Genomic DNA, 15,875 nt, shown 5'->3' with positions numbered 1-15,875 from the left:
TTTTACCCGTTCTTTTGCGCGAAGTCTTGCATAAAGCTGACCAGCGCATCCACGCCTGCTTCCGGCATAGCGTTGTAGATGCTCGCACGCATCCCACCGACGGAACGGTGGCCTTTCAAGGTAGTCAAGCCTACTTTGCCTGCTTCAGCAAGGAACGGTTTGTCGAGGTCGGCATTTGCCAGCGTGAACGGGACATTCATCCACGAACGGCAATCCGCATCAACTGGGCTGTTGTAGAAACCGCCAGAATTTTCAATCGCGGCGTACAGTTTCTGTGCTTTACGCTCGTTGAGGACTGCCATGCCTGCCAAGCCACCTTGCGCCTTAATCCACTGGAATACCAGACCAGACAAGTACCACGCATAGGTTGGCGGGGTGTTGTACATGGATTCGTTGTCGGCGTGGATTTTGTAATCGAACATGGTCGGTGTGCCCGCAACGGTTTCACCGATCAGGTCTTCACGCACGATCACGATGGTCAAGCCAGCCGGGCCGATGTTTTTCTGTGCGCCTGCGTAGATCAGGCCGTATTTGCTCACATCCAGCGGACGGGAAAGGATCGTAGACGACATATCCGCCACTAACGGCACGTCACCTGTTTCAGGAACCCACGCAAATTCGACGCCACGGATGGTTTCGTTCGGGGTGTAGTGCAGGTAAGCCGCATCCGCATTGCATTTCCATGTGTCAAATGCCGGAACGCTGGTGTAATTGCCTTCTTTGGTGGAAGCAACCACGCTGACGGAACAGTAACGCTTAGCTTCTTTGATCGCTTTGGCAGACCAGTCGCCAGTATCGACGTAATCCGCCGTGGTTTTACCACGCAGCAGGTTTTGCGGAATCATCGCAAACTGGCTGCTCGCGCCACCTTGCAGGAACAGCACCTTGTAGTTCGACGGGATACCCATGATTTCACGCAAGTCAGCTTCCGCTTGGGCTGCGATGGACATGTATTCCTTGCCACGGTGGCTCATTTCCATGACCGACATGCCGCTGCCATTCCAGTCCAGCATTTCGGCTTGTGCTTGTTCGAGGACGGACTGTGGCAGCATGGCTGGGCCTGCGCTGAAATTGAATACTCTCGTCATTGTGTTTTTAGCTCCTATTCTTCAGAAGTTTCTTCGGTTGATTCTTCAGTCAATTCTTCGGCGTTATCGGTCAGTATCGGGGCAATTTGCACCAGCTTTTCACCCTCGTTGAGGCGGATCAGGGTCACGCCTTGGGTGTTACGGCCTACGATGGAAACGTCTGCTACCGGGGTGCGCACTAGCGTACCACCATCGGTGATCAGCATGATTTGACATTCCTCACGGACTTGCACTGCACCGACCGCATTACCGTTACGTTCCGATGTTTGGATGGCAATCACGCCCTGCCCGCCGCGCCCTTGCACGGAGAACTCATCCACACGGGTACGTTTGCCGTAACCATTTTCGGTGGCAACCAGCAATTCACCTTCGCCGACGATAATCAGCGCATTGACTTCCTGCCCTTCTTCCAAGCGGATGCCACGCACGCCGGTAGCTGTACGCCCCATCGCCCGCACGTCGGATTCGTGGAAACGGATCGCCTTGCCGGAAGTGCTGAACATCATCACGTCGTTATTACCGTCAGTCAGCGCCACATCCACCAACTTGTCGCCGTCACGCAGGTCAACGGCAATGATACCGGCGGTGCGTGGACGCGAGAAATCAGTCAATGGGGTTTTCTTGACCGTACCTTCGGAAGTCGCCATGAAGATGTATTTGTCTTCGGCGTATTCGCGGATCGGCAATACTGCATTGATGCGTTCGCCCTCTTCCAACGGCAATAAGTTAACCATCGGCTTGCCACGGGAAGAACGCCCCGCCATTGGCAATTGGTAAACTTTCAGCCAATACATGCGCCCACGGCTGGAGAAGCACAACAGGGTGTCATGCATACTGGCAATGAAGAGTTTTTCAATGAAATCCTCTTCCTTCATGGAAGTCGCTGCCTTACCGCGTCCACCGCGTTTTTGCGCACGGTAAGTGTCGAGCGTTTGCGCTTTGGCATAACCCGCGTGCGACAGCGTGACCATGACTTCCTCATCGGCAATCAGGTCTTCCATGCTCAGGTCTTCGCCAATCACATTGATTTCAGTACGGCGTTTGTCACCGTAAGTATCACGGATCAACAGCAATTCATCGCGGATCACTTGCAGCAAGCGGTCAGGATTGGCGAGGATTTCCAGCAAATCGGCGATCTTGTCGAGCAATTCACGGTATTCGCCAATGATTTTATCTTTTTCCAGCCCGGTCAGGCGGTGCAAACGTAAGTCCAAAATAGCTTGGGCTTGAACTTCAGACAGCCAGTAACCATCTGGATGCAAACCGTACTGTTCCGCCAGATCATCTGGGCGGCAAGTGTCCGCTCCTGCACGCGCCAGCATGTCACTGACAATGCCGGAATCCCAAGCACGAGCCAGCAAACCGACTTTAGCATCGGCAGGGCTAGGAGCCGCTTTGATCAGGGTAATAATGTCGTCGATGTTGGAAAGCGCAATCGCCAAACCTTCCAAAATGTGCGCCCGCTCACGCGCCTTGCGCACTTCAAAAATGGTGCGGCGGGTAACAATTTCGCGGCGGTGGCGCAAGAAAGCTTCCAGCACGTCTTTCAGGTTCAGCAAGCGCGGCTGACCGTCCAACAGGGCAACCATATTGATACCGAACACACTCTGCATTTGCGTTTGTTTGTAGAGGTTGTTTAGGATCACATCACCGGATTCACCACGCTTGAGTTCGATCACCATGCGCATCCCGTCCTTGTCGGACTCATCGCGCAGTTCGGAGATGCCTTCGAGCTTTTTCTCCTTCACCAATTCAGCGATTTTTTCCAACAAACGGGCTTTATTGACCTGATACGGCAACTCAGTGACGATAATGGTTTCGCGGCTGGTGCGTTCATCCACCTCGACTTCAGCACGGGCGCGGACGTAGATGCGGCCTTTGCCAGTGCGGTAAGCTTCGCGGATACCCCGCGCACCGTTGATGATACCAGCGGTCGGGAAATCAGGGCCGGGCAGGTATTCCATCAGGTCGCTGATGTCCATGTCCGGGTCGGCAAGTAGCGCCAAGCAAGCATTCACCGTTTCGGTCAAATTATGCGGCGGAATATTGGTCGCCATGCCCACCGCGATACCGGCAGAACCGTTGATCAGCAGATTGGGAAGGCGTGTCGGGAAAACCGCTGGCTCTTTCTCATTGCCATCATAGTTGGGCACAAAATCGACGGTTTCTTTGTCGATGTCAGCCTGCAATTCGTGGGCGATTTTCGACATGCGGATTTCGGTGTAACGCATCGCAGCGGGCGAGTCGCCATCCACCGAACCGAAGTTACCTTGCCCATCAATCAGCATGTAGCGCAATGAAAACGGTTGTGCCATACGCACTGCCGTGTCATAAACAGCGGTATCGCCGTGTGGGTGGTATTTACCGATCACGTCACCGACGATACGGGCGGATTTCTTATACGGTTTATTCCAGTCGTTACCCAGTTCGCTCATAGCGAATAATACGCGGCGGTGTACTGGCTTCAGCCCGTCACGCACGTCTGGTAAGGCACGCCCGACAATGACACTCATCGCATAGTCGAGATAGGATTGGCGCATCTCGTCTTCGAGGTTAACCGGGATAATTTCCTTGGCAAATGTGGCCATATTATTGTTCGATCACCTAAATCATGAAGTGCAGGATTATATCAGAAAATATGGGATTGTGCGTGTTTGAGAACAGCGTGTTACACCAACCTGTCACCGCCTTACGCGGGGTGGGGGAAGTGCTTGCCGAAAAGTTAGCAAAACTCGGTATCGTGCATGTCTTGGACTTGTTGTTCCACCTGCCGATGCGCTATCAAGACCGCACCCGCATTTACCCCATCGCCAGTTTGCGGGCTGAACAGGAAGTGTTGGTCGAAGGCGAAATCGAATCCACCGAAGTCGTCAACCGTGGGCGTACCATGCTGTTGTGCCATATCAACGATGGCAGCGGCATTCTGACCTTGCGCTTTTTCCACTTCACCACTGCACAGAAATACAGCTTTGCCAAAGGGGTGCGCATCCGCTGTTTCGGCGAAGTGCGGCAAGCGGGTTTCAAGCTGGAAATGGCGCACCCAGAATACCGCTTGCTGGCGGGTAACGACCCCGTGCCGCTGGAAAATACCCTTACCCCGACCTACCCCACCACCGATGGTTTGCAGCAGCGCACCTTGCGGCGGCTGATTGAAACGGCCTTGCTGCATGTCGATGAATTAGTGGATTTATTGCCGGAAAATGTGGTGCGGCAACAGCGTTTTTTACCTTTGGGGGAGTGTTTGCGGAAGGTGCATACACCAGAGGGAAACCCCTCCCCAACCCTCCTCTTATCAGGGGAGGGAGTTGCCCGCCGCCTCGTTTTTGAGGAACTACTGGCTCATCAACTGGGTGTGCAGCAGGCACGGCATGAATTAAAACAAGTATTGGCTCCTGCAATGTTAGAAACCAACCATTTCTGGGAGAAATTACTGCGTGCTCTGCCCTTTGCACCAACCAATGCCCAAGCCCGCGTGATCCATGAAATTACCCACGACTTGCAACAAACGACACCCATGAACCGGCTGGTGCAAGGCGATGTCGGCTCAGGCAAAACACTGGTGGCAGTAGCTGCGGCCTTGCACGCCATTGCTAACGGTTTTCAGGTGGCGTTGATGGCTCCCACCGAATTGCTGGCGGAACAGCACTACCAAAACCTGCAACGTTGGCTGGAACCCATCGGGGTTGAAACCGTGTTCATTTCCGGCACACAAACCCCGCGCCAGCGCCGCCGCAAAGTCGAAAACCTGCTACTAGGCATCGGACATATTGCCGTCGGCACTCATGCGCTATTCCAAAATACGGTGGAATTCCTGCAACTGGGGCTGATCATCATTGACGAACAGCACCGCTTCGGCGTCCACCAACGTTTTGCCCTGCGCGAAAAAGGCAAGCAAGGCGACCATTATCCACACCAATTAGTGATGACAGCAACACCGATTCCACGCACGCTAGCAATGACGGCTTACGGCGACCTTGACTATTCGGTGATCGACGAATTGCCGCCGGGACGCACGCCAATTACTACCGTTGCGCTGAGCAATGAGCGCCGCGATGAAGTCATTGAACGCATTTCCGCCGCTTGCCATGAAGGGCGGCAAGTTTACTGGGTGTGTACTTTGATTGAAGAATCTGAAGCCCTGCAATGCGAAGCAGCAGAAAAAACCGCTGAAACCTTACGCGAACGCTTGCCCCACGTCGCAGTCGGGCTGGTACACGGACGCTTACACGCCAATGAAAAAGAAAGCATCATGCGCCAATTCAAGTGCGGCGAATTGCAATTGCTGGTGGCGACCACCGTGATTGAAGTCGGAGTGGATGTGCCGAATGCCTCACTGATGGTCATCGAAAATGCCGAGCGCATGGGCTTGGCACAATTACATCAATTACGCGGACGGGTCGGGCGCGGCAGCGTTGCCAGCAGTTGCGTGCTGCTTTACCAAGCACCCTTGGGCAAGACTGCCCGCAAGCGGCTGGACGCAATGCGCACCACGACTGACGGTTTCAGAATCGCGGATATTGATCTGGAATTACGTGGCCCCGGTGAAGTGTTGGGTACTCGCCAAACCGGGGATGTACGCTTGAAAATCGCCAGTTTGTTGCGTGATCAGCATTTATTACCGACAGTGCAGGTAGCAGCGCGGGAAATTGTGGCGCAGTATCCTGAGCGGGTGGCGATGCTCACCCAGCGGTGGTTACAGCGGGTGGGTGAGGATACGGCGACGCGGTTTTTTCAGAGTTAATCATCAGCCGTGAGTGCAGTAAAAATCTTCTAACCTGCGGGTAAATTTTCCGGTTACAGAATTGTAATGAAATACGTCATAGCATAAGTCAGCAGCGGCAAAACTTGTTCCTGCCAGAACAGCAATCTCTTTAAACCCATCCCGATTTTTGTCTTGTATCCGAAAAAAAATCTGACGAAAATCAGGGTACAGCATGGGGTTTATACCTGTCAGACGTTGTGGTTCTTTCTTATCCACCTGAACCATTGCTACATCAGCAACGACATAAACGGTAGCACGGATGTTTTGCTGCTGGTTTATCACCATGCGCACCACATCAACATCAGCGGGCGGGCTAACAGAACCTATTGACTTTGCATCTGGTTTGACTGTATTACATGCAGTCAGAATTACAGCAAAAAAAATAGGGATAATAGGAATTTTCATGAATACTCCTTGTCCAATAGGACGAGTAGAAAACAGACATTTATGGAGTGCACAATGCGGACGTATCCTCAAACAAGGAAGTTCTTGATTGGTTTGGAACTTATCAGTTTTCTCCTGCATCTACCAAGCAGCGGGATACGTTTTTTGTTACAAAAACTATTTGTGTTTTATCAAACCTACATTTCACCACACAAAGGTTATCAGTGTGCCTGCCATACGCACAATGGGGAAGCCAGTTGTTCCGACCACGCGCTTCACGTTCTGGAAACTTATCCACTCCTGACTGCAATTCACCTTATTTGGCAACGTAGCCGTCATTGCCGTGCAGTATCCAAACAACACGGTTTTACTCTGAAGCATATGTATTTGCGGCATGGTATCGCTGTTGCAGGTATCGTTGCCCTTACTGGCTGCGGCGGTGGTGGGGGCGGTGGAGGCGGTGGAGATACGACACCACCTCCAACACCAACGACTTTAAGTGGCAAGTTTCTTCTGTCCAGTAATGGTACTGACATTGCGGCAGGAGGGATTGCCTATACATTGACTTCTGCGGCGGGAGCTAGCTCTGCGCAATCGGCGATGACAGCCACGATTGCCGCCCAAACTAGCGGCATAACCGATGCTAATGGCAGTTTTAGCTATGTGGCTGGAGATAGCATCAGTTTCAGCATTGGCGGGCGAGTATTCTCCGTTCCGGCTGCAACTAAAATCACAGCACAGGAGCTTGCGACACCTCTGTGCAGCGGCAATCCTGACTTTGTGAAATGCCGTAACACCACCACAGAAAATATCGAACGTTTTCTGATTGGTTGGGATGTGGATCATAATCCGAATAATGGTGTTAATTTTTCCAGTGCTGCCTCTGCGCCAACAGTGGCATTTACCAGTGACCAATTTGCTGATGCGCTAGCGGTACAACTGGCGAAGGAGGGCATTTCCCCTCCAGCAACGTTCAAGCCGTCACTGGGAATGAATACGGAAGCACCACAGGCGGAACAGAACTCAATTGCACAGGCTGTCCCGTTCGTTGACATTTTCCGGGTTGCACGTCCATTTAAAGAACTTTCAAGTTGTGGTAGTGGCAGCATCGATTACGATGCTAATGGCTGGCCTGTACCTGCTGCGAACAGCACCTCCTGCACCATCAGAACGGTATTGGTGAATAATGCCACAGCAGAAAATATCCCAGCAGGCATTTATACCGTTCTTTACGATGGCAAAGGGACGCTTGAATACGGCAATGATGCAAGCCTTGTACCTGGATCAAATAACATCCAAGGGAAAGAGGAAATTACTATCAGCTTCAACAATGGGGGAATGATCAACTTAAGCATTAAAACAACAGACGTGCATGACCCTATCCGTAACATCCGTATTATTATGCCTGGCGGTATCTGTGAGGGTAATCCATTTGTGAGGGTTGCAGATGCTTCCCACTGCCCATCTGGCACATACCGAGATTTTGCAGAAACACTGAAAACCAATTCCGACCCCACCAAAGGCCGTAACGCCATCGTATTCAATCCTGATTACCTGCGTTTCATGAAGGACTTTCGCGTCATCCGCATGATGAATCTCATGGAAGCCAGCCCTAGTAAAAATGCCTGCACTGGACTAACTGGCAATGCCTATAGTACCTGCCTATTGCAAGATTTCACGTGGGCACAACGGGCACAAATGGATGCTGCTACATGGGGTGGTTCCACAAATACACCACTACTTGAACGCTATGGGCGAGGTGTTCCTTTGGAAGTCGCTGTCGAACTCGCCAACCAACTGAATGCACACCCGTGGTTTAACATCCCTCACAATGCCACCGACGATTATGTAACGAGGTTTGCCGATTATGTTGAGAAGCATCTGAAACATGAACTAAAAGCCCACATCGAATACACTAATGAAGCGTGGAATCCTATTTTCTGGGGATCACTGTATGTGCGTAAAAAAGGTATGGATCTTGGCTTGGGTGCTGGTTATGACAATTATGAATACTGGGCGGGTGCACTTTACTATGCGAAACGTGCCACTGAAATTTTCCAGAAGTGGGAGAACGTATTCGGCGATAATAGCAGATTGGTGCGCATTCTCGGTACAGTCCAGACGGATATTTACCTCACCCGCAATATGCTAAATTACGGTGATACGAAAAACCATGTCGATGCCGTCGCCATGAACGCCTATTTTTTAGCTTGCCAAAAACGTCCGCCTCTATCTACTCCCCCGTCTACTCACGTTTGTAACGATCGTGTAAAAATCCCAAAAACCTTGGATGAAGTAACGACGTTGGATGAGGTTTTCGCTGCCATTGATAACACCTATGACCCTTATGGATTGCCCGCATTGCGCACACTCATTACCAATCAAGCGGCGGAAGCCGCTAGATTTGGCAAAGCGTTGTATGCGTATGAGGGAGGGCAACACTTAACCGTTGACGGTGATACAGATGCAATACGCCGAACCTTGTTTGAAGAAGCCAACCTATCACCTGAGATGGGAGTACGTTATACAACCTTACTCAATGCTTGGAAGGATGCGGGCGGTCAGCAATTCATGTTGTACACACAGCCCCAATCATTCCATACATGGGGTCTGTTTGGTATCAAGCGGAGCCTAAACGAGCGCCGCAGTAGCGCCCCCAAATACGACGCATCAATGACCTTCCAAGAAACTCAAGGCAAGTGCTGGTGGTGCGGTTCTTAAGCTGAAAGCTAATCCGGGTAAAGCTCTGCCAAACCCGAATCGTTGGATGTAACCTGTGTGGCAGGCTTGAAAGTTTGAATAGCCTGCCACAACGCCGCACCCTTCCAGCCACTGCTGTCACGCCCGAATAGTGCGGTATTCAATGTATCCAGTTCGGCTTGCAAAGCAGGGGCAGCCTGTTCGCGCAGCGCCGAAACCAAGGCAGGATGAATATTCAAACCAACATCCATCCACTGTAACAATGCATCGTGTGCAGCTTGCGCTTGGTTCTGGCGGCAGGCTTGTTCCAATTGCCGTAATACTACCCGCGCATCAGCTTTAGGGGGTAAAACGGAAGATACTGCCGTTTTTGGTGCTGAATTCCGTTGCTTTTGCTGCCAGAGGCGTACCAGCCAACCAAGGCTCAACAACGACCACAACAGTAGTAAAATTGCGGCAATCTGTTCCCATAATGACCATTTGGTTGATGCTGGGGGGACGGGTGTAGGTGCTGCCGCCGCAGGGGCGGATGCTTGTTGTTGGGGACTTACTGGCGAGGGGGGCGTAGCCCCCGCTGGGGCTACCTGCCCACCGCTGACGTGCATTTTTACCGCATTAACTTGGGCGGTTTCTTGCTTGCCAGTGGCGATATTCCACCAATCGAGAGTGATCGGCGGTAATTCGTATTCACCGTTATACGGCACGACGATGACCCATTTTTCTTGGCGGACACCAATGATGCCATCATTATTGGTCTCGTTACGCAATTCGGGCTGGTCAGTGTATGCCTTGATACCAGCGGGGGCTTGCACCTCCAACTTGGGTAATTGTTCCGCAGCCAGTCCCTCTGCCACGATAGCTAAAGTCAGGGTAACGGGTTCGCCAGCCTTGAGTTTGTCGACCGGGGTTTGCCAGTGGGCATTCAGCGTAATGCTTTGGGCAGGCAACCATTGTTTACCGTTATAAGCGGCAGGTTGTGTCTGGATTTGCAGTGTCATTGGTTGGGAAAAACGCCGGATACGTTTCCCCGAAATCCCAAACGGGTCAAAACTATTAGGGCCGGGTTCAGCCAGAATGCCCTCAAAGGCGGTACGCCCCAGTGTCAGCTCGCCACTTTGTTGCGGAAACAGTGCATAACGGCGTTCGATCACCTGATAGTTACGCCCATTACGCATCATAGTGGTGTTACGGGTACTACCGATTTGCTGGATGTTGCCTTTACCTGCTTCGATAGGCGGATGGCTCAAAGTCGCTTGCTGCTGCAAAGGGGCAATGTGCAACATGCGCTGGGTAATAATGGTTTGCTGTTGGACGTAAGGCTGTTTCGGCTCAGCTTCCAATTCGATGAGAATGTCATCATCTGTACCGCCTGCTGTCGGTGGCGGCTGATCCAACACTTGCAATTCAGGGACTTGGCACTGTTCGCCGCCAAACTGGATGGGGGGAATTTTTAGTGTACCCGTGTTGCGAGGATACAAGTTTAACTCCCACAAAGTTTGGACGCTGCTGACGCCATTAATCATATTGAAACTGTTACTTTGGGAGCGCCCGCGAATCTCGAAGTCTTGCTGTAGCGGGGAAAAATCCGGTTCGCTGTCAACAACACCATTCGCCGTAAAGGTCAGCGTCACTGGGTCGCCCAACGCCACCGGGTTGCGGTCAAACTGGGCAGTAATGCTGGCAGCTTGTACCCATAAAGGGCTGAGCCAGAATAAAACAAGCAGTAAGAACCTTACCATTCATCACCCCTTGCTTGCGTGCCACGCTGTTGGTATTGGTACTGGAATTTGCGCCGCCACAGGCCAGCCGGATCATCGGGAATGCGCCGCAACCATTGTTCTGTTGCCTGTTCCTGCTCTCGCTGTTGCGGGTCTTCCTGTTGAGCCTGTGCTTCTTTTTCTTTATCAGATTCTTGCTTACCCTTGTCAGCTTGCTGTTGCTTTTGTTGTTCGGCTTGCTTCTCCGCTTCTTTTTCTTTTTGCTCGCCTTCTTTGCCTGCCAGATCCTGTTTGTCCTGCTGTTGTTGCTGGGCTGCTTGGTTCTGCTGCTGGTCTTGTTGTTTTTGCTGTTGCTGCTGGTTCTGGTCAGATTTGTTTTGTTGCTCTTGCGGTTGGTTCTGCTTTTGCTGCTCTTGGGCTTTTTTCAATACGTCCAAATTATACTTGGCATCCTCATTTTTAGGGTCTGCTTTCAAAACACGCTCGTAAGCCTCTATCGCCTCCCCAAGCTTGCCCTGTTTTGCCAGTGCATTGGCGTAATTGTATTGTCCGATAGTACTTGTACTATTAGCATACTGCTTGGCAGCGGTAGCATAGTCTTGGCTTTTATAGGCTGCTGCGCCCTTCCATTCGGGATCGTGGAACAATTTGGCAGCATCAGCGGGTTTGCCGCTATCCATCACTTGCTGGGCTTGCTGGTCGGGCGTTTTCCACAAATCAGTCCAGCCGAAAGCATTGGCCTGTTCGGGTTGCGGCAACAGGACGCAAACCAGTGCAGCTCCCAGCCAACCACGCCGGAATGTCAGCGCTGCCAGCGGTAACAGCAGCAATACCAACCAATAGCCTTCGTTCACCCACGTATCAACTTGCCGCCCTTGGCCTTCGGTCAGTTTGCCATCGTTTTCAGCCTGCCATTGGGCACTCAACGCGCTCAAATCAGCATCCCCTAATGCAGCATGAGCAAACACACCGCCCCCGACATTGGCAATGTCCTCCAATTCATCCAGATTGACTTTTGCCACCACCGTTTTGCCCGCACTATCAAGCAGGAAGCCCCCCTGCCCGCGTGGGATCGGTGCACCAGCCGCCGTCCCGACTACCAACACGGATACCTGATAGCCTTGTTGCCGTGCTTCTTTGGCAGCACTTTTGGCAGCATCCGGGTCGCTTGCCCCATCAGTAATCAACAGGATATGGCCTTTCGCCATGCCCGCTTGCTTGAGCAATTCCGCCGAACGCTGGATAGCAGGTGTCGCCCTACTGCCCTGTGCAGGCATGATGTCGGGGGAAAGGTTTTTCGCCTGCTCTTGAATGGTGTCAATATCATCGGTCAGCGGCGAAACCATGAAGGCATCCCCGGCAAATACGACCAACCCGGTCTGGCCATCTTTGCGTGCCTTGAGCACATCCAGCAGTTTGAAACGCGCCAAGGTCAGGCGGTCGGGCTTTTCATCTTCGGCAGACATGGAAGCGGAAAAATCCATTGCTACCACCAATGCCTGCTGGTTGCGGAATACCGGCACTTCGCGCTTTTCCCACGCAGGCCCAGCCATTGCCACTACCGCGACCACGAGTGCGGAGGATAAAATAACCAGCGGCAGCAAGCCCAGTTTGCCCGCTTTACCACTCAATACAAAAGGCATCAAATGTTTATCGACGATGCGCTCCCACTGCCCTTGGTGTGAACGGCGTAACCAACGCATTCCCCAAACTGCCGGGATTACCAGCAGCAGCCAGAACCATGCAGGATGCATAAAGTGCAGGTTGTTCAAGATGTTACTCCGAGTCTATCCTTAATACCGCCGCTAACAGTGCCAGCACAAACGCCAGCAGCAAAGGCCAACGGAAAAGCTCCTGCTGGGGACGCCAGTGCTCCGCTTCCTTTTCAACGGGTTCCAAACGGTCAAGTTCGGCGTAGATTTTGTGGAATTCTTCCGTGTCGCGGGCGCGGAAGTAAACGCCACCTGTTTTTTCCGCGATGGCCTTCAGGGTGGTTTCATCCAAGTCAGCGTTGGGATTCATCAACTGGAAACCGAATACGCTGCGCATGGCGTCACTTTCCGAACCAATCCCGACGGTGTAGATTTTCAGGCCAGCACTTGCTGCCATTTCCGCCGCTTCCAGCGGGCTGACACTGCCTGCGGTATTTGCCCCATCCGTCATTAGGATCAAGACGCGGTTTTTTTCCGGGCTATCCTGCAAACGCTTGAGGGAAAGGCCGATGGCATCGCCGATAGCAGTACGTTCACCTGCCAAACCCAGCGCGGATTCATTCAGTAATTGCAGCACGGTTTGGCGGTCGAAAGTCAGCGGGGTTTGCAGGTATGCCTGATCGCCAAACAACACCAAACCGATACGGTCGCCCGTGCGCTTGCGGATGAATTCACCTGCCACGGCTTTGACTGCATCCAAACGGTCGACAACCTCCCCGTTAAGGATGAAATCTTGCTCCTGCATACTTCCCGACAGGTCAACCGCCATCATCAGGTCACGCCCTGCCATCGGTAACGCTACCGTGTCGCCGATCCATACCGGACGCGCCGCCGCCGTTATCAGCATCACCCACGTGAGTATTCCCAGAATCAAGGCCAGTAAGCTGTGCCATGAACGCGCCAACAAGCGGTTGCCTTGCTGAAAATCCTCCAGAAACGGGATTTTCAGTGCCACACCCGCTTCCAGTTCTGCTGGTTTCAACCAACGGCGCAATAGCCACGGTAGCGGCAACAACAAAAACATCCACCACCAGAGGAAGTTATACATGGGTATTCCTCCGTTGCAGCTTGATCCACTCGCGGATGGCTTGGGTTAGCGCCTCGGTTTCCACCTGCGTTTCCGCGCGGTAAGGCAATTCGGTCAGCAAGCTGTCAAACTTACCCTTGAACAAGTTCGTGCCTGCCTTTTCGTCGAGGAAATCCAGCCACGCCCCCCCGGTCAAACCGGAAACTTGCTGCCGCCCGTATTGGCTGATCGCAACCCGGCGCAGCAGCACAGAAAGTTCCCGTAGCAACGCCTTGGTATTCTTGCCGTATTTGCCCTGCAACTGGTCGAGTGTGCGTAGCGCCAATTCCAACCCATTGACTGTTGGCTTTTTCCTCTTCCACCACCAAAACAGGAATGCCACGCCCCCAATCAGCAGGCAAAGCAACACCCACCAGCCGGGTGCAAGCGGCCACCAGCCCACCGGGGCGGGCAAATGGATGTCGCGTAACGGCAAGTCAGCCGGGTTCATCGTATCCCCCGCGACAATTTCAGTAAGCGTTCGTTGCTGCTATCCGCTGTAGAAACTTGCACCAGTGGGATGTGGTAACTACGGCTAAATTCCTGCAAGGTTTTGAGCGCTTGTGCCGCCTTGTCAGCATAACGCTTACGCCACAATGACAGACCCAAATTAACCCATAATTTGCGTTTGCCATCCGTCAGACGCAGGTTGCCTTGTCCCGGTAATTGGTCTTCAAACGGGTCGTGGATGGAAATCAGCGTCAATTGCGAATGACGGCTAATCATTGCCAACTGGCGCATCGCTGCCGGAGTCGACTGGCGGAAATCGCTGAGCACGAACACTTGACTACCGGGTTGGGCAACACGCCGCAGGCGAGTCCAACTGGCTTGCAAATCACCACCTTTGGATTCATTGGTGGAACGCCGAGTCATGTCACTCAACTGGCGCAGGAAATGCAGCGCCGCCGAACGGCTGCGGGAAGGTTTCAGTTCTGTATGCCCACCGTTTTGCAAGATACCGCCGATACGGTCGCCTTCTTTGAGCGTTTTCCACAACAGTAATGCAGCAATTTCTGCTACCACCACAGATTTAAAGCGCCCACGGGTAGCGAAAAACATCGGCGGACGTAAATCCAACCACAACAAGACTGGCTTTTCGCGCTCTTCCTCGAAAACTTTGGTATGGACACGCCCACTACGCGCTGTCACCCGCCAGTCAATGGTGCGGATGTCGTCGCCGGGCTGGTAAGGGCGTGATTCGGCAAAATCCATCCCGCGACCTTTGTGGGCGGAACGGTGCAAACCGGCATGGCGGGCGCGGATGTGTTTTTTCGCCAGATGCAAGGTACGGACTTGCCCCTGCAAATTCAGCAGGGATTGCAGGGAACTGAAAACAATACCATCGCCTGCATTGTTGCGGTTCCCTTCGGCCCCGCTCGGGGAACGGCTTCGGCTACGCTCAGTGACTGCCATTAGGGTACTGCCACCAGTGCCAGCAATTCATCAACGACGTGGTTAGGGGTCATGCCATCCGCTTCCGCCTCAAACGTCAGCAACAAGCGGTGACGCAACACGTCGTGGGCAACGGCTTGCACGTCTTCTGGGGTGACGAAATCACGCCCTGCCAACCATGCATGGGCGCGGGAACAGCGGTCGAGCGCGAGCGTGGCACGCGGGCTTGCGCCGTAAGCAATGCTACCAACCAGCGATTTGCCGTAGCGTTCCGGGTTGCGGCTTGCCAGCACCAGTTGCAACAGGTAGGTTTCCACTTTGTCCGCCATGTAGACGTTCAGCACGTCTTGCCGAGCTAGGCGCACATCTTCTTGGCTGACCAACGGGGTAACTTCTTCTTTCTCACGCTTGGCTTGCTGCATGGCTTCCTTGCGCCCCAAGTGCAAGATAACTTTTTCCTCTGCCGGGGTCGGATAATCCACGACCACATGCATGAGGAAACGGTCGAGCTGTGCTTCTGGCAGGTGATACGTACCTTCCTGCTCAATCGGGTTCTGGGTTGCCATGACGAGGAATGGATCGGGCAAGGGCCATGTCGTCCCCGCTACGGTGATCTGGCGTTCCGCCATCGCTTCCAGTAACGCAGACTGCACTTTCGCGGGAGCGCGGTTGATTTCGTCCGCAAGGATCAGGTTGTGGAATAACGGGCCTTTCTGGAAATGGAACGAGCCATCATTGGGGTGGAAAACTTCCGTGCCGGTAATATCCGCTGGCAGCAAGTCGGGGGTAAACTGGACGCGGTGGAAATCACCTTCGATCCCCTGCCCCAGCATCTGGATGGCACGGGTTTTCGCCAGACCCGGCGCACCTTCCACCAACAGATGCCCATCTGCCAGCAAGGCAATCATCAAGCGGTTGATGAGTGATTTTTGACCGATTATTTTGCTCTGCAAATACTGGGACAACTTGTCAAAGTTTTCTTTTTGGTTCATGTTGGCTAGTCGTTATGTGGATGTAGGGCGAAATATACGCGCCCTATTCCCGTCGTTTCAA

Annotated in this window: 11 protein-coding genes; 2 read left to right on the top strand and 9 right to left on the bottom strand. The window is 52.9% G+C overall.

Annotated elements, in window-relative coordinates:
- Positions 1 to 2: 2 nt before the first annotated feature.
- Complete coding sequence (gene serC / locus PHE17_RS12685) at positions 3 to 1,088, bottom strand: 3-phosphoserine/phosphohydroxythreonine transaminase (protein WP_301016234.1); 1,086 nt, start codon at positions 1,086 to 1,088, stop codon at positions 3 to 5.
- Between the two features lie 14 nt (positions 1,089 to 1,102).
- The gene (gene gyrA / locus PHE17_RS12680) at positions 1,103 to 3,676 is read right to left on the bottom strand and encodes a DNA gyrase subunit A (RefSeq protein ID WP_301016233.1); all 2,574 of its coding nucleotides are present in this window, start codon (positions 3,674 to 3,676) and stop codon (positions 1,103 to 1,105) included.
- Positions 3,677 to 3,738: 62 nt separating this feature from the next.
- On the opposite strand from gyrA, the gene recG reads away from it, so the two are divergent.
- A complete protein-coding gene (recG, locus tag PHE17_RS12675) occupies positions 3,739 to 5,829 on the top strand; it encodes an ATP-dependent DNA helicase RecG (RefSeq protein WP_301016232.1) in 2,091 nt (696 codons plus the stop codon).
- Positions 5,830 to 5,832: 3 nt separating this feature from the next.
- On the opposite strand, the gene PHE17_RS12670 is transcribed toward recG, so the two are convergent.
- Complete coding sequence (locus PHE17_RS12670) at positions 5,833 to 6,255, bottom strand: hypothetical protein (protein WP_301016231.1); 423 nt, start codon at positions 6,253 to 6,255, stop codon at positions 5,833 to 5,835.
- Positions 6,256 to 6,339: 84 nt separating this feature from the next.
- On the opposite strand from PHE17_RS12670, the gene yidD reads away from it, so the two are divergent.
- Entirely contained in the window at positions 6,340 to 8,955 is a 2,616-nt protein-coding gene (yidD, locus tag PHE17_RS12665) for a membrane protein insertion efficiency factor YidD (protein WP_301016230.1), read from the top strand.
- 8 nt (positions 8,956 to 8,963) lie between these two features.
- Here the strand turns inward: yidD and PHE17_RS12660 are convergent, their stop codons facing one another.
- The 6 genes from PHE17_RS12660 to PHE17_RS12635 are packed head-to-tail and all read right to left on the bottom strand — an operon-like array spanning position 8,964 to position 15,814.
- Positions 8,964 to 10,673, bottom strand: a complete 1,710-nt coding sequence (locus PHE17_RS12660) for a BatD family protein (protein ID WP_301016229.1) — start codon at positions 10,671 to 10,673, stop codon at positions 8,964 to 8,966.
- Positions 10,667 to 12,424, bottom strand: coding sequence for a VWA domain-containing protein (locus PHE17_RS12655; RefSeq protein WP_301016228.1), 1,758 nt, complete (start codon positions 12,422 to 12,424; stop codon positions 10,667 to 10,669). Before PHE17_RS12655 ends, PHE17_RS12660 begins: the two co-directional genes overlap by 7 nt.
- Positions 12,425 to 12,428: 4 nt before the next feature.
- Complete coding sequence (locus PHE17_RS12650) at positions 12,429 to 13,412, bottom strand: VWA domain-containing protein (RefSeq protein ID WP_301016227.1); 984 nt, start codon at positions 13,410 to 13,412, stop codon at positions 12,429 to 12,431.
- Complete coding sequence (locus PHE17_RS12645; protein ID WP_301016226.1) at positions 13,405 to 13,881, bottom strand: DUF4381 domain-containing protein; 477 nt, start codon at positions 13,879 to 13,881, stop codon at positions 13,405 to 13,407. The genes PHE17_RS12650 and PHE17_RS12645 overlap by 8 nt, the downstream gene beginning before the upstream one ends.
- Positions 13,878 to 14,843: a DUF58 domain-containing protein gene (locus PHE17_RS12640; RefSeq protein ID WP_301016225.1), complete on the bottom strand. Its 966-nt coding sequence runs from the start codon at positions 14,841 to 14,843 to the stop codon at positions 13,878 to 13,880. The genes PHE17_RS12645 and PHE17_RS12640 overlap by 4 nt, the downstream gene beginning before the upstream one ends.
- Positions 14,843 to 15,814 carry a MoxR family ATPase gene (locus PHE17_RS12635; protein WP_301016224.1) on the bottom strand — a complete coding sequence of 324 codons (972 nt, stop codon included), beginning with the start codon at positions 15,812 to 15,814 and terminating at the stop codon, positions 14,843 to 14,845. Before PHE17_RS12635 ends, PHE17_RS12640 begins: the two co-directional genes overlap by 1 nt.
- Between the last annotated feature and the right edge of the window lie 61 nt (positions 15,815 to 15,875).

The organism is Thiothrix sp., assembly GCF_028714775.1.
Lineage (GTDB): Bacteria > Pseudomonadota > Gammaproteobacteria > Thiotrichales > Thiotrichaceae > Thiothrix.
Note: the sequence above shows the minus strand (reverse complement) of the source record. Positions and strands in the feature narration are given on the sequence as shown.